This window comes from Ruthenibacterium intestinale (assembly GCF_040096265.1).
GTDB classification, from domain to species: Bacteria; Bacillota; Clostridia; order Oscillospirales; family Ruminococcaceae; genus Ruthenibacterium; species Ruthenibacterium komagatae.
The window spans coordinates 1-18,145 of sequence record NZ_JBBMFA010000108.1 but is presented as its reverse complement, the minus strand read 5'-3'; the positions used below and the strand labels follow the sequence as shown (position 1 = coordinate 18,145).

20 protein-coding genes and 2 pseudogenes are annotated in these 18,145 nt (G+C 49.0%); 1 reads left to right on the top strand and 21 read right to left on the bottom strand.

The window, feature by feature from the left end; translation table 11 throughout:
- The 21 genes and pseudogenes from WMO24_RS13560 to WMO24_RS13455 form a co-directional block, all read right to left on the bottom strand.
- A partial coding sequence (locus WMO24_RS13560; protein ID WP_349216887.1) for a recombinase family protein occupies positions 1–1,268 on the bottom strand: 1,268 nt, incomplete at its 3' end.
- 32 nt (positions 1,269–1,300) lie between these two features.
- Positions 1,301–1,600: pseudogene (locus tag WMO24_RS13555) on the bottom strand (VirD4-like conjugal transfer protein, CD1115 family); the annotation flags it as partial.
- Positions 1,597–2,088, bottom strand: coding sequence for a PcfB family protein (locus WMO24_RS13550; RefSeq protein WP_349216885.1), 492 nt, complete (start codon positions 2,086–2,088; stop codon positions 1,597–1,599). The pseudogene WMO24_RS13555 and the gene WMO24_RS13550, both read right to left, overlap by 4 nt.
- 140 nt (positions 2,089–2,228) lie before the next feature.
- Positions 2,229–3,077 (bottom strand): DUF6017 domain-containing protein, encoded by an 849-nt coding sequence (locus WMO24_RS13545; RefSeq protein ID WP_097839515.1) that lies wholly within the window; start codon positions 3,075–3,077, stop codon positions 2,229–2,231.
- Positions 3,078–3,081: 4 nt separating this feature from the next.
- Positions 3,082–3,843: a phage antirepressor KilAC domain-containing protein gene (locus WMO24_RS13540; RefSeq protein WP_172697120.1), complete on the bottom strand. Its 762-nt coding sequence runs from the start codon at positions 3,841–3,843 to the stop codon at positions 3,082–3,084.
- Complete coding sequence (locus tag WMO24_RS13535; protein ID WP_154240609.1) at positions 3,836–4,084, bottom strand: hypothetical protein; 249 nt, start codon at positions 4,082–4,084, stop codon at positions 3,836–3,838. Before WMO24_RS13535 ends, WMO24_RS13540 begins: the two co-directional genes overlap by 8 nt.
- Positions 4,085–4,210: 126 nt before the next feature.
- The gene (locus tag WMO24_RS13530) at positions 4,211–4,519 is read right to left on the bottom strand and encodes a DUF6050 family protein (protein WP_208319490.1); all 309 of its coding nucleotides are present in this window, start codon (positions 4,517–4,519) and stop codon (positions 4,211–4,213) included.
- A gap of 93 nt (positions 4,520–4,612) precedes the next feature.
- Positions 4,613–4,969 (bottom strand): recombinase family protein, encoded by a 357-nt coding sequence (locus tag WMO24_RS13525; protein WP_435414077.1) that lies wholly within the window; start codon positions 4,967–4,969, stop codon positions 4,613–4,615.
- A gap of 86 nt (positions 4,970–5,055) precedes the next feature.
- The gene (locus tag WMO24_RS13520) at positions 5,056–5,406 is read right to left on the bottom strand and encodes a transposon-encoded TnpW family protein (RefSeq protein WP_294648398.1); all 351 of its coding nucleotides are present in this window, start codon (positions 5,404–5,406) and stop codon (positions 5,056–5,058) included.
- Between the two features lie 253 nt (positions 5,407–5,659).
- Positions 5,660–5,896, bottom strand: coding sequence for a helix-turn-helix domain-containing protein (locus tag WMO24_RS13515; RefSeq protein ID WP_349167005.1), 237 nt, complete (start codon positions 5,894–5,896; stop codon positions 5,660–5,662).
- A gap of 4 nt (positions 5,897–5,900) precedes the next feature.
- Positions 5,901–6,335, bottom strand: coding sequence for a sigma-70 family RNA polymerase sigma factor (locus tag WMO24_RS13510; RefSeq protein ID WP_155202282.1), 435 nt, complete (start codon positions 6,333–6,335; stop codon positions 5,901–5,903).
- A 532-nt stretch (positions 6,336–6,867) separates the two neighbouring features.
- Positions 6,868–7,236, bottom strand: coding sequence for a metal-dependent transcriptional regulator (locus tag WMO24_RS13505; RefSeq protein ID WP_227104891.1), 369 nt, complete (start codon positions 7,234–7,236; stop codon positions 6,868–6,870).
- Positions 7,237–7,255: 19 nt separating this feature from the next.
- Positions 7,256–8,212: pseudogene (locus WMO24_RS13500) on the bottom strand (ABC transporter ATP-binding protein); the annotation flags it as partial.
- Positions 8,209–8,403, bottom strand: coding sequence for a hypothetical protein (locus WMO24_RS13495; protein ID WP_349216884.1), 195 nt, complete (start codon positions 8,401–8,403; stop codon positions 8,209–8,211). The gene WMO24_RS13495 and the pseudogene WMO24_RS13500, both read right to left, overlap by 4 nt.
- 153 nt (positions 8,404–8,556) lie before the next feature.
- The gene (locus WMO24_RS13490) at positions 8,557–9,165 is read right to left on the bottom strand and encodes an ATP-binding cassette domain-containing protein (protein ID WP_002593328.1); all 609 of its coding nucleotides are present in this window, start codon (positions 9,163–9,165) and stop codon (positions 8,557–8,559) included.
- On the bottom strand, positions 9,162–11,126 hold the full coding sequence (locus WMO24_RS13485; RefSeq protein ID WP_002593327.1) for a DUF1430 domain-containing protein: 1,965 nt from the start codon (positions 11,124–11,126) through the stop codon (positions 9,162–9,164). The genes WMO24_RS13490 and WMO24_RS13485 overlap by 4 nt, the downstream gene beginning before the upstream one ends.
- A 215-nt stretch (positions 11,127–11,341) precedes the next feature.
- Entirely contained in the window at positions 11,342–11,686 is a 345-nt protein-coding gene (locus WMO24_RS13480) for a TnpV protein (RefSeq protein WP_349216882.1), read from the bottom strand.
- A complete protein-coding gene (locus tag WMO24_RS15810; protein ID WP_353963954.1) occupies positions 11,683–14,604 on the bottom strand; it encodes a DUF4368 domain-containing protein in 2,922 nt (973 codons plus the stop codon). The genes WMO24_RS13480 and WMO24_RS15810 overlap by 4 nt, the downstream gene beginning before the upstream one ends.
- On the bottom strand, positions 14,601–15,092 hold the full coding sequence (locus WMO24_RS13465) for a PcfB family protein (RefSeq protein WP_349167023.1): 492 nt from the start codon (positions 15,090–15,092) through the stop codon (positions 14,601–14,603). The genes WMO24_RS15810 and WMO24_RS13465 overlap by 4 nt, the downstream gene beginning before the upstream one ends.
- Entirely contained in the window at positions 15,093–15,980 is an 888-nt protein-coding gene (locus WMO24_RS13460) for a DUF6017 domain-containing protein (RefSeq protein ID WP_349167024.1), read from the bottom strand.
- A gap of 381 nt (positions 15,981–16,361) precedes the next feature.
- A complete protein-coding gene (locus tag WMO24_RS13455; RefSeq protein WP_349216881.1) occupies positions 16,362–17,666 on the bottom strand; it encodes an MATE family efflux transporter in 1,305 nt (434 codons plus the stop codon).
- 141 nt (positions 17,667–17,807) lie between these two features.
- Here WMO24_RS13455 and WMO24_RS13450 point away from each other — a divergent pair, with 141 nt between their 5' ends.
- Positions 17,808–18,068 carry a hypothetical protein gene (locus tag WMO24_RS13450; protein ID WP_349216880.1) on the top strand — a complete coding sequence of 87 codons (261 nt, stop codon included), beginning with the start codon at positions 17,808–17,810 and terminating at the stop codon, positions 18,066–18,068.
- The last annotated feature ends 77 nt before the right edge of the window (positions 18,069–18,145 follow it).

Genomic DNA, 18,145 nt, shown 5'->3' with positions numbered 1-18,145 from the left:
TTCTTGGTCTGGTCGGTCTGCTGCATGGCAAGGTTCTTTTTCACTAAGGCTTCAAACTCCGCCCGGTTGCTGATAGAATAGTCCTCGATTTTCTTCAGCACTTCCGCGATGGTCTGCATGAGCAAGTCCGCGTCCATGATGTGCGGGGAATGGCATTTGGGGTTCTTGGCTTTTCCCTTGTGGTACTCACTGCAAAAAGCAACGTGCCGCTTGCCGCCGTTCCGGTAATCTATACGAATGTGCATTTTTGCGCCGCAGTCTTTACAGAAAAGCAAGCCGGACAGAGGGTGGATTTCCCCGTCTCCGTTGGGGCGTCTGACGGGTGCGTTTTCCAAAATCCGCTGTACGGTTTCAAAATCGCTGCGGCTGATAATCGGCTCATGCACATTTTCTGTGATGTGCCACTGGCTCCGGTCTACATAGTGGTTATGTTTATCCCGGAAATGCTTTGTAGTCTTGAAGTTGACTACATCTCCGCAATACTCCTGCCGTGTGAGGATATTGGTCAAGGTGACTTTGTTCCACTTGCAGCGGTTATCCTCGTTGAGCGTCTTATTTTTACAGGTTCCCCGCCCTCGGTCTTTCATATAGAAAGTGGGGGTAGGGATTTGCTCGTTTTTCAGATGCACGGCGATTTGGTTGCGGTTTTTCCCGCCGATAAACAGACGGAAAATCAAACGGACAACCTCGGCGGCTTCTTCGTCGATTATCCAAAAATCCTTGTTGTCCGGGTCTTTGATATAGCCGTAAGGGGCTTCGGTGACAATCGGCTTTCCACTCATGCCTTTGGTCTTAATGCCCGTTTTCACTTTCTTGCTGATGTCCTTTGCATACCACTCCGACATGATATTGATAAAGGGCGCAAACTCCAATGTGTCGGGCTTCTCGCTGTCAATGCCGTTGTTGACCGCGATAAAGCGCACATTGTTCCGTCTGAATATCTCCATCGCGTTGCCGACTTGGAGATAGTCACGCCCCCAGCGGGTAAGGTCTTTCATAATGCAGACACCGATTTTCCCGTTTTCCACATCGTCCATCATGCGGGAGTAGGCGGAACGGTCAAAAAACCTGCCGCTTTCGTCGTCGTCGATGTAGTGCCGGATATTGGTCAGGTGCTGCCCTCTGGCATAGTTCTCCAAAAATATTTTTTGGTTCTGTATGCTGTTGCTCTCGCCGCCGTCCCTGTCCTCGTCGCCCACGGAAAGGCGGGAGTAAAGGGCTGTAATTTTGCTATAATCAGTCATGTGCATAACCTCCTGTGCGTCCATGTATGTGTCATTTACACTTAAAATTATGCACTCCATCGTGCAGATCCGTATTCTTCGCCCTGCCGGAACTTCTTGCGGTTTTTGCCCTTGACGTAGACCGCCAGCTTGAGCAACACGCCAGCCGACAGACCAACGAGCAGATCGACGGGATGGAAGCTGGGCAACGGATTTGCGAAGGCAGTGCCAAACACGGCAAAGCCGTTTGTCAGTTTGTCGATGAACGCCGTGCCGGGGGCAAGACGAAACACGGCGGCAATCTTATCCGCAAAGTAGAAGGCGAAGACATACGGAAGGTTCAGAAGAATGAGCTTCTTCACGTCGGGTTTGTTCACAGCTCCACACCCCGATCCTTGGCTTTGACCTTGACCTTCTCCTTGTGCTGCGCCTTGCTCTGAGCTTTCTCCTGATCCAGCTTGTGCCGGATGGACGGCTGTTCCTTCTGCTTGACAGTCTTGGCAGAGAACTCCTTGAAGGCGGCGGTCATAACATCAACGTCCCGTCCCTTGAAGAAGACAAGATAGCTGGGCGGCTCAACGGAAACGTCCTTCTTGAGCGCAAAGTCCAGACCGTATTTGCTGGCAGTCCGCTCAAAGGACTTGATGTTACCGTCCGTCACTTCAATGTTGGAGATGGCGGCATTCTGGCTCATCAGATGTTTGATGGACTGCTTGCCGCGATAGGTTTTAGGTTGCTGCATCTGCTTCTGCGCCTTCTCGATTTCCTGAACGAACTTGTCCAGAGCCTTTTTCAGCACCTCAGCGGAGATTTTACCGCCCTTGATCATGATTGCAACAACTTTGGTGTTGACTTCATCCTGCAATGCAGTGATACCTCCTTTCCTTGGAATGGTTAAAGTGATGTTGCCTCAGCTAAGGCGGCACACCCGGCAGATGAATGAATATGACCATGTAAAGCCCTCCTTTCAGGCATAAAAATAGCCGCCAGCGTTTCGCTTGCGGTTTACCAGCCGTTGAAATCATGATTGACCTTTGCGGAGTAGAAATTGTCCATCGTTGCCGGAGCGTTATAGAGTGTGGTCAGGAGATATGCCCTGATGTTCCGAATGTTGGACGGACATTCCTTCATAGCGTGGAAAACATACTCGATGTGGCTGCTGTCCAGCTTGAGAAAGCGGGACTTGACCACTTGCTGCGGCATATCTTCGCCATTGATGCGGATGGTAGGAGCAGTTGAGCAAACGGCATCCAGCATGATCTCGACAATTTCACCGAGGCGGTCTCCGTCAGGGCGGTCTTTCATAATCTCGTATTCGATGTTCTCTTCGATGATTTCTCTATATCGCTCTCGCTCATCCATCCAATCAGTCCCATCATTTCTGCGTCCTGTGCCTGAGTGATTGATAGATGGAGTATTGTTCAAGTGAGTATTTTCTTGGTGTGTAATTACTTGGTTCGTATTTATTTGCATTGGGTTTCCCGATGTCGGGACATCCGTTGCCGGTTTTACCGGTATCGGCTTTTCCGATGACGGTGAATCCAACGCCGGTTTTGACAACTCCGGTATTTCAAAGACAAGATACTCGCTTTGCGCCATTCTGCCGTTTTTGTCCCTACGCTGACGCCTGATGATATAACCGGCATCCTCCAATTCCTGCACAGCAGAGCGAACGCCGTCGATGCCGTCCGCGTTGAGCTTGGCAAGCCCCTTGAGGGAGTAGTCCCATTCATCCGGAAGGCTGAGGATTTTCGACATCAGCCCAACAGCCTTGAGGGAGAGCTTCTTGTTGCGAAGATGGTGATTGCTCATCATCGTGAAGTTCTCGATCTTGGGGACTCTGAAAACTGCCATAAAATCACCTTGCCATCTTGGGAAGCAGCTCTTCGCCGCACTTTTTCTGGAACTTCATTCGGATGACATCCTTGCCCTTCGGCGTGAAGTAGGTCTGAGAACCGGTGTAGCAGTACGTCACAAAATCGCGGACGATGAACAGTCCGGCATTGCTGTCCTTGTTGTAGGGAAGAAGCTGACCGGAGGGAGAGCGGAATAGGTACTTTTCTCTAAGAAGGAACTGGACGAACTTGCGCTCCGGGATTTTCAGTTCCTTCGCCGTTGTTCTAATATTGGTACAGTCATCCGGATTGATAAAGGCATCGTAGTAATCGGCTTTGGGCTTTGCAGTGTTCAGCTCAACCTCAAGAGCCTTTACGCGATTCTTTTCTCGAATCAACGCCTGAGCGAACTCCATGATGACCGCCGGTTCCTTCTGAATGCGTTCCAGAAGGGAGTCCGTCATGTAGCCGCCGGTCTTGCGGATGGTGGGGACAACTTCATCGAACAGCCAGTGTTCAAACTTCTCAGCAGCAGGGAGTTTGCTGTGAACAATCAGTCGGTAAACATCGCCCTCCGGTATATAGGAAAGGGACTGCATACCACCGCTTGTAAGGGTGTCCCGTTTTAGGACACCCTTGCAGTGATCGATAATTGCCTTTCCGGGTCGGGCATATCCAAGCGCTTTCGCAATATCTGAACCGCAGAACAGGAGTGTTTCCCCTTCGAGGATCGTTCGCACCTCACCGAACTGTTCATTCTTGAAGACTTCGATTTTGTTATTCATGACTGACTTCCTTTCCGGCAGCAGATGTGCCATTTTGATTTTTGAGAGTAGAAACGGGCTTGCAGCAGTAGGGACACTCTACAAACACGCAGGACTGATATTTCCAGAAGGGACGATGAAAGCGGCAGCTTCGGCACTCAGGGAGAATGCCATCTGCGCCGCTGTCAAAATGCTCAAAGCCGGGTGTGGTCTGCATCAGCAATTCCAGTGCTTGCAGATCACCGGCTGTCATGCGTTTCATGCTTAAAAACTCCTTTCTTTCGCCGCATCGCCAGCAGATATTCCGGCTTTTGGGCAACAAAAAAAGAGGGTTTGCTTCTTACTCCAAATTGGAGAAGAAACAAACCCTCTTCGTTTACGATGTAGTTCAGATGATTTCTCGGATGGTATGAATGACACCGAGCAGCAGCCCGATGAAGAAGGCAAGTCCTCCGATGAGACCGCCTATGATTAAGTTCAATGCGAAGATGCCGACTGAGCCGGAGATACCATAACCGCTGGGAATGAGCCAGAGGCACATCCTCCGGATGCCGAACGGTAATCCAACGCAGATCCACATAAGGAAGTAGTCGCATACGCCGTCAGGCATATAGATCGGCTTGAGAAATGACGCGAGGCAGAACGCAAGCGTGATCGGAAGCACAACCTCCTTCAAGAAGACTTTGATAGCACCCACTATATCCTCCTTCTGCCGGAAGTGTGCAGCAGCACCCTCCGGCTTGCTTGATTATTGTGAAAGTCCTTTGTTTTCGGTCAAAAAAAGAAGGGACTAAGCCAGAATGCCTTGGGTTTCAAGGTCTTTCTGATTTAGTCCTATTATCGCACAATAATCTTTGATGATGACCCGTTTGACGATCCCTGCCTCCACATCGGCGATCATCTCCTGGAAACCAGGTCGATTGAAGGTTGTTCCTGAAATGCCGTCGTCAATGTAAAAGCGGAAGTTGGTGTACCCGTGTTCAAGAGCGTACTTCTGTAAAATTTTCTTTTGGTTGATGATACTGTTGCTGTCACCCTGCAATTCATCGTCACGCGATAAACGGCAGTACAAAGCGGTAATAGCTTCGACGCTCATAGCGTTGTAAGGGAATTGAAGTGCGGCAGCGGTGTTTGACTGATGAAACATAATAACCTCCAATCTGGCAGTCAAACACGGTATGAAGTTCTATCTTCATTCTACCGCGTTTTGTTGGTTTTGTCTGCCTATGGAGGTCAAATTGCAGCAGCTTTTTTTCGGACATCATCCTTGATAAGCCGCTCTATTTTAGAAACCACACCGTCTTTTGTTTGTTCCAGGAAGAACGAATTGACGGTGAAGGTTGTATTTCCAATTTTCTTTTCGCTCCGTACTGGCGGGGCGAATTTGTTTTCAAAGTTTCTATCTTCTTGCATAGATTGACCCCTTTCATTGTTTGCAAGTTGATAAGCAATAAAAGAGGCAAAACGGACGGCTGCTGGCACAGCTCCACGGGAGTCTAACCCCGGCCCATGCTGATGGGTGCGGCGCACAATGCTTTGTGGGCGTTCAATGCGCGAGTATCTTTGACCCTGCCCGTGTGTCATCGCCCGCAAGCTGCCACGCTTGCTTTGCGGTCTGGTGCTGTTCGCTCGCCCGTTACAGTGGTCCCGTCCTGCGGACTTGAAACGAGGTCATGGCGCACCGACCGTGTGGCTCGGCACAAACAGGAATGTATCCGTTCGCCTTATACTGCGGCGTTGGCCTCCCAACGGGCTTTCTTTGTCAAGGTGCTGCCTCCGTTCACGAAAGAGAGAAACAGGGAAAGGGTAAGCTGTTTCCGCTTTCAGACCGGGCTTGTCAGCTCATGCTGACAATGGAATGAATGAGCTTGATCTCCAATCGGCGCTTCATGTACTCGTCCATCCGAACATGGGGCTGACCGTCAGGATCGTAAAGCGTCCGGGTGCAGAGCTTATTGATATAGCCCTCATAATACCGGAGTACCTGATCCACAGCCTGAGAGTCCCCGTCACGGGCGGCGTCGATCACCGAAAGAGGAAGAAGCTCCTTGCCCTTGTAAGTGGGTTTCTTCATACCTTCAACCTCCCTTCGGCATGAGTGCGGCCAACTTGATCCGCAGCTCGGTCAATGATTTTGCCCTTCGCCGCTGAACGGCGCTGCGAGACATTCCAACAAGGCGGCCAACCTCCTGATCCGGCAGGTCCAGAACAAAATGCAGGATCAAAATACTCTGCTCCTGAACAGACAAACCGGCGAAGGCATCAGCCACAAGCTCGTTTTCGATATGTAGGTCATACCCGTGGGACGAGAATGTAAATCTGTCGCTGGGGTAGTGATCTACGATGCAGAGCTTGTCCATCTCCATCTGCGGAAGGTCGCTGAATGACAGTTCCCTGTCACGGCGCCTCTGCATTTCCCGGAGGTAGTCGATTGCCTCATGGTACAGTACCAGCTTGCAGTAAGCATCGAACTGGCACCGCTCGCCATAGTCATTGCGGGGGATCATATCCATCTTTTCACCCCCTTTCCTGGGGGAATGAGGTGGGTTTCTCCCTTTCCGCTAACAAGGCGAACGCAAAGCCGCTCGCTACCCGCTAAAAGCCTCCTTTTTGAAAATTTCTTAAAAAATTTTTTCGAGGCGGGATTGTCCTCGGAAAACAGCAAAAAGCGCCCAGCAAGTCGCAACGGACCTGCTGGGCGCAGAAATGTTTTGTAAAGAAGATTGCTTACATGGTATAGTTCATATCCAAAGCCGGACGACTCCGACGGAGGGGCTACGCTTTTTTTAACTGGTGCAGATCATGGATACTGCGAAAAAGAGAAAAGGACACGGCAAAATAACCTCCAATCGGCTACCGTGTCCATGCAAGTCGTCATTGGTTTGTGTAAACGCAAAGAAACGGCGGCTCTGAAATTATCCTTCAAAACCGCCGATTGAGTTTAAACCTTAAAATAGCGCACGAAATTATCTGCCCCAGTCAACGGTTTTTTTCTTTCCCCGGACGGGGCAGATAACTTATTATGCAGAGCGGAACCGATGTGCGCTAATCGGTTCCTTGTACTTTCTCCTTCAGCTTTCGGAAAGATGTATCACTGATGGCGTGTTCGATCCGGCAAGCCTCCTGTTCTGCCGTTTCAAGATCAACGCCAGCGGCCACAAGCTGCTCCATAAAAAATCGGTGCCGCTCATAGATTTTCTCGGCAACCTCCTGACCTATGGCGGTCAGATGGAGAAATCCATCGTCATCCACGATCAGAAAACCACCGTTCTTCAAACCGCCCACCGCATGGCTGATGCTCGGTTTGCTAAAGCCCATGTGCCGGGCAAGATCAACGGAGCGAACCATGCCCTGTTTCCTTTGAAGAACCAACACGGCCTCTAAGTAATCCTCGCCTGACGCATATAGTTTCATTGCCTCCTCCTTCCCACGGCTATTTTAGTTTCCATCCAATCGCTTTCTTGCGAATACCAATGAAATCTGCATAAATACCAGGCTGCCTTATCAAATCCTCGTGTTTGCCTGTCTGAACAATGTGACCACCAGACAACACGAAAATTTGATCTGCGTTTCTGACTGTTTTTAGCCGATGAGCTATCATAATAACCGTTTTATTCTTTGTCAGTTCTGCAATAGCACCCATCAGAAGATTTTCATTTTCTGGATCGACGCTTGATGTAGCTTCGTCTAAAATGATGATAGGAGCGTCTTTCAGGATTGCTCTGGCAATCGAAATCCGTTGCTTTTCACCGCCGGACAATGTAGCGCCTCCCTCTCCAATTACGGTGCCATAACCATCTGGCAGGCTCATAATAAACTCATGGCAGCAAGCCTTTTGAGCTGCTTTTACAACTTCTTCATGGGAAGCCGCTGGATTGCCGAATTTGATATTATTTTCTATGGTATCAGCGAAAAGATATACCTTTTGGAATACTTCGCTAATATTGGTAAGCAGACTGTCCAGTGTGTAATCCCGCACATCTACACCGCCGATTGTAATTTTTCCTCCGTCAACATCCCAAAACCGGGCGATCAGGTTACAAAGCGTACTTTTTCCGGCACCGGACGGACCGACGATAGCCGTTACGGTTCTTTCGGGTATAGTCAGGCTCACATGATCCAGAACCTGGTGTTCGCCATAAGAAAAAGAAACATCATCAAAAACAATATTGTAATTTTCAGGCTTTACGGGTTTACCATGTTCGTCCATGACGGGAGTTTTGTCAATTTCGTTTACTTTGTCAATCGAAACATCCAGTAACCGCAGGAGTGCAGAAGTATTTCCGGCTGACTGAAGCTGACCAAAGAGCATAAAGGATGCTACTGTCATCAGCAGACAAATGGAAAGCGCCATTGTTCCATTCAGATAAAAGTACAGTCCCTCCACTATAGGGTCTGGCGGTCTGCGTAGTGCGACCAGTCAACGGTCAGTTTTTCGGTATTCAGTTTTTCAAACTTGCTGGCGGCGAACAGCATTTTATGCTGTTTGCGGACGGCAAGTCCACAAGGGATAGCCGCTTTAGCGGCGCAAGGGGGTGTAGCCACCTTGACGGAACGAAGTGACGCAACATTCTCGGTCAAGCAGTTTTCTTCTGCTGACGGAGAATGAAGCTCCGCAGGACGCACGATACTCCCGATAGGAGAGTATAGAAGTGCGCCCTTTAGTTCCTAAAGGGATTTTCTTCTGACCCAAATTACATAAAATGTAGATCAAGACATTTCTAAGAGGTACTCTCAGATTTTCACAACATAAGGTTCATCTTCAATAATACCCTGATCGTGGGTAACAATGATAACCGTTTTACCTTCTTCATTGAGTTCGTGCAATAACCTCATAACAATATCTCTATTTTTCTTGTCAAGTGAGCCAGTAGGTTCATCTGCCAAAACAACAGAACATTTTTTCATCATAAGACGAGCTAAAGCAACTCTCTGTTGTTCACCACCGGAAAGCTGATAAACTTTTTTGTTAACTTCCTTTGATAACCCCACACGATTAAGAGCTTCTTTAAGTGATACTTTAGTTCGGCTTGATTTTTTAATCAAACTTAAATTTTCTTTAACTGTCTTATTTTCAAGCAGTGCAAAATTCTGAAAAAGAAACCCCACTGTATCCGCAAAAAAACTGTTTTTATTTTTAAGCCGGGTAATATTCAGCCCTTCGATTATGATACTGCCGCTATCCGGCTTTTCGATACCACCAATCATATTGAGCAAAGTGCTTTTTCCACTGCCGCTATCCCCGCTGATTACTACAAAACTTCCATCCGGAATTTCCAAATTAAAGTTGGAGAAAATTATTTTCTCTCCAAATGCTTTATTTAAGCCACGAATTATAATCATAAACATCCACCTTTCAAGGACTTTGAGATATTTGTTTTTTCAACCCACATAACATTTGTGAAAATGATTGCCATTTCAATAATGGTGAGCAATGCTCCAACCAGTAAAGCAATCCCGACACTTGCGTTAGATATAAAAAGCGAAACAATGCAAATCAATATCACAACGGCTATATTTTCTAAGAGATTAACGGAAATAAATCTTTTGTGCCTTTCATAAAAGCGATAGCCCAAAACCTTTTTGAGGGAGATTTCCATCGCATTAAGTCTAAATTCCATTTTCACTTCAGATATGATGATAGCGATATCTAACAGCAATACTAATACGCAAAGAGAGCTTATAAAGCCAATCAGTTTCACGAGGAAACTATGACTATAAGTATAATCCTCCCCGACATTCGTCAGCATAAAATAGTGTGGACCAAGCTGTTCTGCATATTTTTTCGCAGCATTACGAATTGTGCTTTCATCGCATCCGTAGATCACCTCACCATTATATGTTCCTGTTTCGATATAACTTCCATTCAAAGCAACAGCCTCATTTGCCTGATAAATAACAATCGGATTTGTTGCTCTTGACAATCCGTCAATAGCCTCTTCTCTGTTCGAATTGAGATAATAAAATTGCTCTCTGCCAGAATATTCTTTATAAACAACACGCAGTTCTTCTGCATTTTGGGTAAGAGAGTCAATTTCCTCTTTTGCGATATCTTTGTATGATTCCGCATTTTTTCCCTTTGGCACGAAGACCACGATATCCTCTTTTTCATCATCTTCAGTAAGCATATCAGAAAACCCTTGCAGCATATCTCTGGCATTATGATTTACAAAAATATAATTATCCGTATCGCTTATCCGGCTGCCTATGCAGACCACCGGATTTATAGTGTTGTATTCATTTTCGTAAAGGTCATTCCAAAATTCGCTCTCTTTGGATTCCTCCTCATTTTCTTCAAAAGGAGGTTCAATCTGCATAACTCCAAAATAGTAATCATTATAATGATTTTCTAAAAGAGTAGTGTTTGTAAGTAAATTACCTTGAATGCTACTGAGATTTGTAGTTATTGTAAAAATCGTCATAGCAGTAGCAAATACTTTAAGACCGTTCAGAAGATAAAACATACCTTTTTTATCTGAAGCATTGGCAAAGGCTTTTTTTACATCAAAGCGGACAAAAGCAGCATAAGGAATTACGGAAAGAACTGCTCCGGCACAATACACTGCCAAAATGAGATGATCTTCATACGCTCCCGATATAAATTGAGAAACAAGCAACTTTGCTAAGACGAATAATGCAGCATATGAAATCATATCAGCCACTACAGCTTTTAGAGCAATCACAGCAGCATTTTCGCCCAGAGAAGCTCGTACAACTACTTCCTTTTGTCTGCGTATCACCTCAATCATATTAAGTACAATCATCAATATGGCAACCAGGCCCCAAACAATGAACATCATATCAGTTTCGGTTGATTGCCAAAACTCTGGCTGCGATATAGAATATTCTTTTGCCAAATCTTGATATGTGGCAATAATGTCATCATCGTCACCGATATAGCTGACCATTATTTCCTGTCCATTGCCTGTGTTTTTTGCTTCTCTAAAATCTTCAAATTCTATTACGGTGATTCCGCCTATCAAAGCCGTATATGTTTTTTCCTCAATATCCATTGTGCTTTTAAGACTATCCCGAACAACGGTATCATCACCATAAATATAAAGTCTTGTCTGATAATTAGAAACTCTCTGATTAAAAGTCGAAAAAATATGAACACCATGCTTCTCAGCTGTATCTTCTGCATTGGCTAAAAATGAATCCATATCGTCATTAGTAGTTGTGTATCTGGACGATAAATAATAAGCACCATTAAAGTTCCAGAGCATATTTTGATATACTTCAGCTTGCATAACAAAAGCAAAAATAATCGTAATCAACAGCAATATATTTCTTATATGTTTCATTTAAAATTCTTAAACCTCCTTTGAATAGGTAACAGACACACGATTGCCCAAAATACTAATATGGATTTTTTCATACAACCACATTCTCTTGTTAGATTCTAATTTTCCGTTTTCTTTATTCGCATAAATTATACCATAAAACTCGTGAACAACTCTACCGCAACTTTGGAATATATGAGAAAAGTCCGGACAGTTTTCTGCCCAGACTTCCTCGCTCAATCATAAATCAATTCCGCTTTCACAACTTCCTCTGCCTGTGCCTTGCAAGCGTTCATCTGCCGCACCCATTCCATTTGGTTTTCGGCTTTCAGTTGCTCGGTCACGCCGTTTTGCTCTGCCAGTGACCGCACGATCAGCTCCATGCGGTTTCGTGCCGCTTCGTCAATCTCGGCGCAATGCTCAAAGAGCTTGTCGGATAGCACCAGCTCATTGAACAGTATCGGGCGGTGCATTTCCAGATACGCCTTGCGAAGTCTGCCGTAGTGTCCGAGGGGCTTGGTCTTGCGGATAATGATGTTTGGGATAAGATAATCGCCGTTCTGTGTGTAAGTGATATTCATGCTGTTTGTACTCCTTTCATCGGCTCTCTTTGCGGTAAACTGCTGACAGGGACGAACACGCCCTTTGCAATGTCCTCCGCACGAATGGCGGCTTTCTTGGCTTCGATTTCTGCTTTTTTTCTCCCCTTGATTTTGTCCTCGTATCGCTTCTGCGCTCCGCTGGCTTTCCGCTTCAAGTAGTTCTGATGAAGCCTGTCCTTGCGTTCCTCACGCTTGCGGATTTCCTCTAATTCCTCCGGGGTAAGCTCCACTTCACCAAACGCCGGGGGAACAAATCGACCGACAAAATTGAAGTAAATCTCGACCTCCTGTGTGGTCTGTATACTGCCTTTGCGGTCACGCTCATGCACAAGGATTTTCTCGATAAACTCGTTGAGCATGGCAATGGTCAGCTTGTCGAAGTTCTCGTACTTGTCAATCAGAGCGATAAAACGATCAGCGTCCTTTTCGTGCTTCTCATAGCTCTTGACAGCCTTTTCCAGAACAGAGATTTCAGCGGTAAGCTCGGACTGTTCCTTTTCGTATTGAGCGTCCAGAGTGGCGTATCTGCTATCGGACAGCTTGCCTAAAATGTTGTCCTCATAGATTTTGCAGAGCAGGACTTCCAGCTCGGAAACTCTCTGCTTTGCTGTGGCAAGGCGTGTACGCTGTTTCCTGACCTCTGCTGTCTGCTGGCTGGACTGCGCTTCCTGCACCACACGGACAAACTCGGCTCGGTCATGCTTGGCATACTCGGCAATGGCTTTCAGCATTTCAGAGACAAGGGACAGTACCACATCTTCATTGATACGGTGCTGGGTCTTGCAGAGCTTTCCAACTGGGACTTTGCTGTATTGGGAACAGGTATATTGAGAAATGCGCTTGCCGTTGTTGGTGCGGTGGACATACATCTTGCCGCCGCAATCGGCACAATAGAGCAAGCCCGTGAGGGGAGCTGCTTCGCCCCAGCCGTCCGGGTAGCGTCTGACATTTCCACGGATTTTCTGCACAAGGTCAAAGGTCTGCTGGTCAATGATAGGCTCATGGGTATTCTCGAAAATTGTCCATTCGTCCTCCGGGACATAATGGCTTTTCTTGTCCTTGAAGTGCTTTCGGGTCTTGAAATTGATGGTGTGTCCCAGATACTCACGCTTTTCAAGAATGTTGCAGATGGTGGAAGAACCCCAGCCGTACACATCTTTGAAAGTCTTATTCTTGTTCACGCCCTCGCCGTGCTGGGCAAGGTAAGCGGACGGAATGAGGACTTTTTCTTCTTTCAGCTTGCTGGCGATCTGATACGGACCGTAGCCCTCAATCGTCATGGCAAAGATGCGCTTGACCACATCAGCGGCTTCGGGGTCAACCAACCATTGGTCTCTGGCTTCGTTCCAGAGATAGCCGTAAATGACCGTGCCTGTGAGGTGCTTGCCGGACTTGCCTTTTGACTGGAAAGTGGAACGGATTTTACGGCTGGTGTCTCTGGCATAATACTCGTTCATAATGTTGCGGAAAGGGGTAAAATCATCGTCCCCTCTGGCACTGTCCACGCCGTCATTGATGGCGATAAGGCGAACGCCACGCTGACGCAGGATTTCCATAATCTGACCGACTTTCAGATAGTCACGACCCATGCGGCTCATGTCCTTGATACACAGATACTCCACATTCCCGGCTTCAACCTCTTTCATCATTGCCAGAAATCCGGGACGGTCAAAGCAAGTACCACTAATGCCATCGTCCGTGAAATGGACAATGTTCGTAAACCCCTGCCGTGCGGCGAACTCCTCCAACATAGCCTTTTGATTGGAAATGGAATTGCTCTCACGCTGCTGGTCATCATCTTTGCCAAAGTCATCACGGCTCAGTCGTTCGTACAGAGCTGTGATTTTCTCGTTTTTTCTCATAACTTGCGCTCCTTTCTTCGGTTTTAGGTTGTGTGTTCTAAGAGACTTCCCAACCGCTTGATTAAGAAGTCTTTTAGAGCATACAACACCCGCCGCCATCTTGAATTTGCGGTACTGCTTGACGGCGAAGTGGTCCGGCTCCCGTTCCTCCAACTGAGAAAAAAGCAGGTCCACCGGGCTTTGATAGGTTTCGTCATCCTCTCTGGCTTCACTGGCATTGATAAGGTCCAGAAGCGTGATGAAGTTCTTTTCTTCCTCCGTGGCCTCGTACCAGATGTAGCCGATCAGCGCGGAATAATAGAGGCGTTCCGCTTTGACCCAGAAATCTTCCGAAGATTTTTCGCCTTCGCCCTTCGTGTTCATAATCAGGGCGTTCACCAGCTTTAAGATATCCTTCTCTGACCGAATGTAGGCCAGTGGGTTGTATCTCATGGATTTTCGGAAGTTTATCAGGTTGAGGCACTTGATACGGTATTTCTTCCGTTCCAGGAAAGTGCCGATCTCCGGCAGCAGGGTTCCTTTCGGATCGGTGCAGACATAGGACGAATGGGCTTGCAGCAGAGATGGCTTACAGAAGAACCGCGTCTTGCCGCTGCCGGAACCGCCGATCACCAGAATGTTTTTATTTCTGGCATACTTCGGCTGCTTTGGACGGCTCGCCATTGTGATCCGTTCCGTCTGCGTCATGGGGATGTTTTGGAAAAAGTCCTTGTCCATGTAGGGAGCAATATCCGCCGCCGTACCCCAGCGGGCAGAACCATACTCGATTCCGTGGCGGTATTTCTTTGCGTTCTTGCCTTTCAGGTAGACCGCCATGCGAAGGATCACCGCACCGGCTATACCGATCAGAAGGTCCGTTGGCTGGAAACTGAGCCACGGGGAGGAAAGGGCTGCCGTTAAGCCGTCCCCGATGGAAAGTAGCTTGCCAGAGAGGTCAGAACCGGGTGCAAGCCGGAAAGCCTGTGCCAGCTTATCGAAGGGATACACAACCAGAAGATATGGAAGGTTCAGCAAAAACAGTTTTTTCACGTTCATCTCTGCACGCTCCGATCTTTGACCTTTACTTTCTCCCGGTCAATGGTACGGTGTTCCGTTTTCTCTGCCGCCTGTTCCTTCGCCTGGGTCAGTCGATCCCGGATGGAGGGCTTTTCCTCCCGACTCATTTTGCGGCTGGCAAACTCCTGAAATGCCGCTGTGATGGCATCCGCGTCCCGGCTTTTGAAAAAGACCAGGTAACGGGGCTGCGCTGCGGCGGTGTCCTTCTTCAATGCAAAATCCACATGGTATTTCTTCGCCACACGGGAGAAAGCCTTGATATTCTTGTCGCTGATCTCGATATTGGCAAGACCGGCGTTCTGGCTGGCAAGCTGTTTAAGGCTCTGCCTGCCGCGGTAGATTTTTGGCTTCTGGCTTTTCTGGATTTCCTCCAGGAACTTTTTGACGGCCTTTTCAAAGACCTGCTCACTTAGCTTGGCTCCGTCAACAATGAGTGTCACGGCGCCCCGCGTTACTTCCTCCTGCATTTAGCCTCGCCCCCTTTGCCCGTCCCCGTACATATCGTGCTGCACCAGGGAAGAATAGTAGCTGTTGATGGTGGTCGGAGCGTTATACAGCGCCGCCAGAAGGTATTTCTTGATATTGCGGACATAGGTGGTGTTGTCCTTCATGCAGTCCATGACATACTGCACATGGGAACTGTCCAGCTTCATAAACCGGGACTTTACCACCTCCGCCGGATAATCATCTCCGGCAATGCGGATGACTTTGCGGGCAGAACATACGGTATCCACGATCAGTTCCGTGATCTCGTCCAGCATCTCATGGTCAACGCGGTCGCTGTTCTTCCAGAAGTCGTACTCGATATTCTCCAAAATCAGTTCCCGATAGCTTTCTCTGGCTCCCATCCGATCCATTCCCATCCTTGCCCCTGCGGGGGTAGGGGGATTTGATTGGATAGGATTTGATATCTCCGTACTTGATAAATCAGTTCTTGATGGTTCGTTACTTGATCTATCTTTATTTAATTGGGCGGGTTCTTCCTGAACAGGCGTGACCAATGTTGGGTTTGCCTGTACGGGATTTTCCCGTATAGGTTTTTCCTGTGCAGGCGTTGGCTCTTTAGGCTGCTCCAAAATGGTGTACTCAATCGAGCCGAGCTGACCGTTTGCGCCTCTGACGCGCTCACGGATCAGATAGCCGTGTTCCTCCAGCTCCCGGATGCCGCCACTGATACTGTCGATACCGTCCTTGCAGATACGGGAAAGCCCCTTCATGGTGTAGTCCCAGTTCTCCGGCAGGGACAACATGAGGGAAAGAAGCCCCTTTGCTTTCAGCGACAGGGACATATCCCGCAGATGATGGTTTGACATGACCGTGTAATCACGGGTCTTTTCAATACGGAAAACTGCCATCTTCGATACCTCCTTCCTGTGAAGATAAAAGTGTTGATTTCGATGAAAAAAGCCTCCGTTTTGCCTCTCGGATGTGTTCCATAGGAAAACATCCACGCCCGCCTGCTTGCAGCAGTCTGAGAGGGAAAAGCAGAGGCTTTCGCACCCTAAGTGATACAGTTTTGAGACAGGGACAGGTGCGGGTATGAAAAAACGCCATGGGACGGTTGCCTATGGCGTGAAAACAGGAAAAGGGCGCTGATATTTGCATATCAACGCCCTTTGAGCCTGTCAGTATTTGATTGTTTCGACTTCGCACCGTGTTTGCACCATGAAAAACATTGATTTTACTGACTTCTTCAATGTTTTCTTATCTGGTGCTACCATTCGGGGTGCGCTTTTTCAGTTTGCAAACGTTCGGTTTCTCCAAAGCATCCAGCCCAGCAGAAGAACGAGGATGGCCTGCGCGGCGGGCGCGGCCAGCCACACGCCGTTCAGCTGTGCAAACAGCGGCAGAACATACAGGCACAGGGGGCTGACCACCAGTGGGTCGCCAAAAATAAAGATCAGGCTGCGCCGCGTCTGGTGGGTGGCGTAAAAATAAGAGGAAAACAGGCGGACCACGCCCCACAAAGGCAGGGACAGCGCTGCACACACAATGGCGAATTCAGACCCGGCGGCCGTGGCGGCCGAAGCGCCGAACAGCGCGGGGATCTGCCCCCGCAGAACAATCGAACCGGCGCACAGCGCGGTGCTGAACAGCAAAATCAGACGCAGACCACGCACCAGAAGCCGGTGCAGGCCCGCTTCATCGCCCGCGCCGCGGCAATAGCTGCACAGCGGCTGCATGCCCTCGCCGATGCCGGTGAGCAGGGGCTGAAGGCTGCCCAGCAGATAGCTGAGAATGGCATAGGTGGCTACGGCGCTCTGCCCGCCCCACCGCAGGCACTGCCAGTTGTTGAACAAAATCAGAATGCTGGCGGACAGCGACAGCCCGAAGGGGGAAAGCCCCGTTACCACCAGCCGGCGCAGCAGCGGCAGGCTGGGTACAAACTGTGCGGCACGCATGGGGTGCTGCTTTTGAAAGACCAGGCAAACCAGCTGAAATATGGCGCTGAGGAACTGGGCCAGCACCGTGGCCATGGCCGCGCCGCGCATGCCCATGTCCAGCGGCATGATGAACAGCCAGTCCAGAAAAATATTGCACAGCAGCCCCATCACCATACCGGCCATGGCGCTGATCGTGCGGCCCGCACCCCGCAAAAGCGGGTTCAGGCCGCTGTTGAACACCTGTGCGGCGCAGCATAAAACCACGACCTGCACATATTCTTCGGCAGGGGCGTACAGCTGGTCCCGGGCACCCAGCCAGACCAGCAGCGCCGGATAGGTAAACCAGAGAACCACCGTCAAAACCAGACTGGCAATGCCCAGACACAGCAGTGCGTTGCCGCGGGCGCGCAGAGCACGGGCCTCGTCTTTTGCGCCCAGGGCCGAGGCCAGCAGCACGCTTCCGCCCGAACCGAGCCCCAGCCCGGAAGCCTGGATCACCGCCGCGATGGGCCACAGCAGATTGATGGCGGCCAGGCCGGTGTCGCCCATGCGCTGGCCGATGAAAAATCCATCCACAATAATAAAAAATCCAGTCAGCATCTGAGACGCCATGCTGGGAAGTACGTAGCGCCAGAATTTGTTTTGCACAGAGCTCATACCAACCTCCGCCGGTTTTGTCAAAGGGTCCCAAACAGGAACGTTTCCATCATAACACGGCGCCGGGCAAAAATCCACGTCGCGGTTGAAAAAAGTATACAGCCCTGTTAAACTGTAGAAAATGTGTCGGGAGGGGTCGCCATGGAAGTGCTGGTGGAAATCATTCTTTCCCTTCTGGTGGAGGGGTCGGCGGCGGGGGTCACCTCGCGCAAGGTGCCCCGGGCGGTGCGCGTTCTTCTGGGGGCATTTCTGCTTTTGCTGCTGGGCGGCACCGGCGTTTTGCTGCTCTGGTGCGGCGCGGCCATGGACATCGGATGGGGAAAACGCCTGCTGTTCTGGGCCTTGGGCCTTTTGCCGCTGTGGTATCTTGCCCGGCTGGCCCGGGCGCTGGTCAAACGCTGAAAGTGAATTGTCAAACTAAGTGCAACAGGAATTGAGTTCAAAGTCCCATAATTCCCGGGCAGAATGGAAGTTAAGAA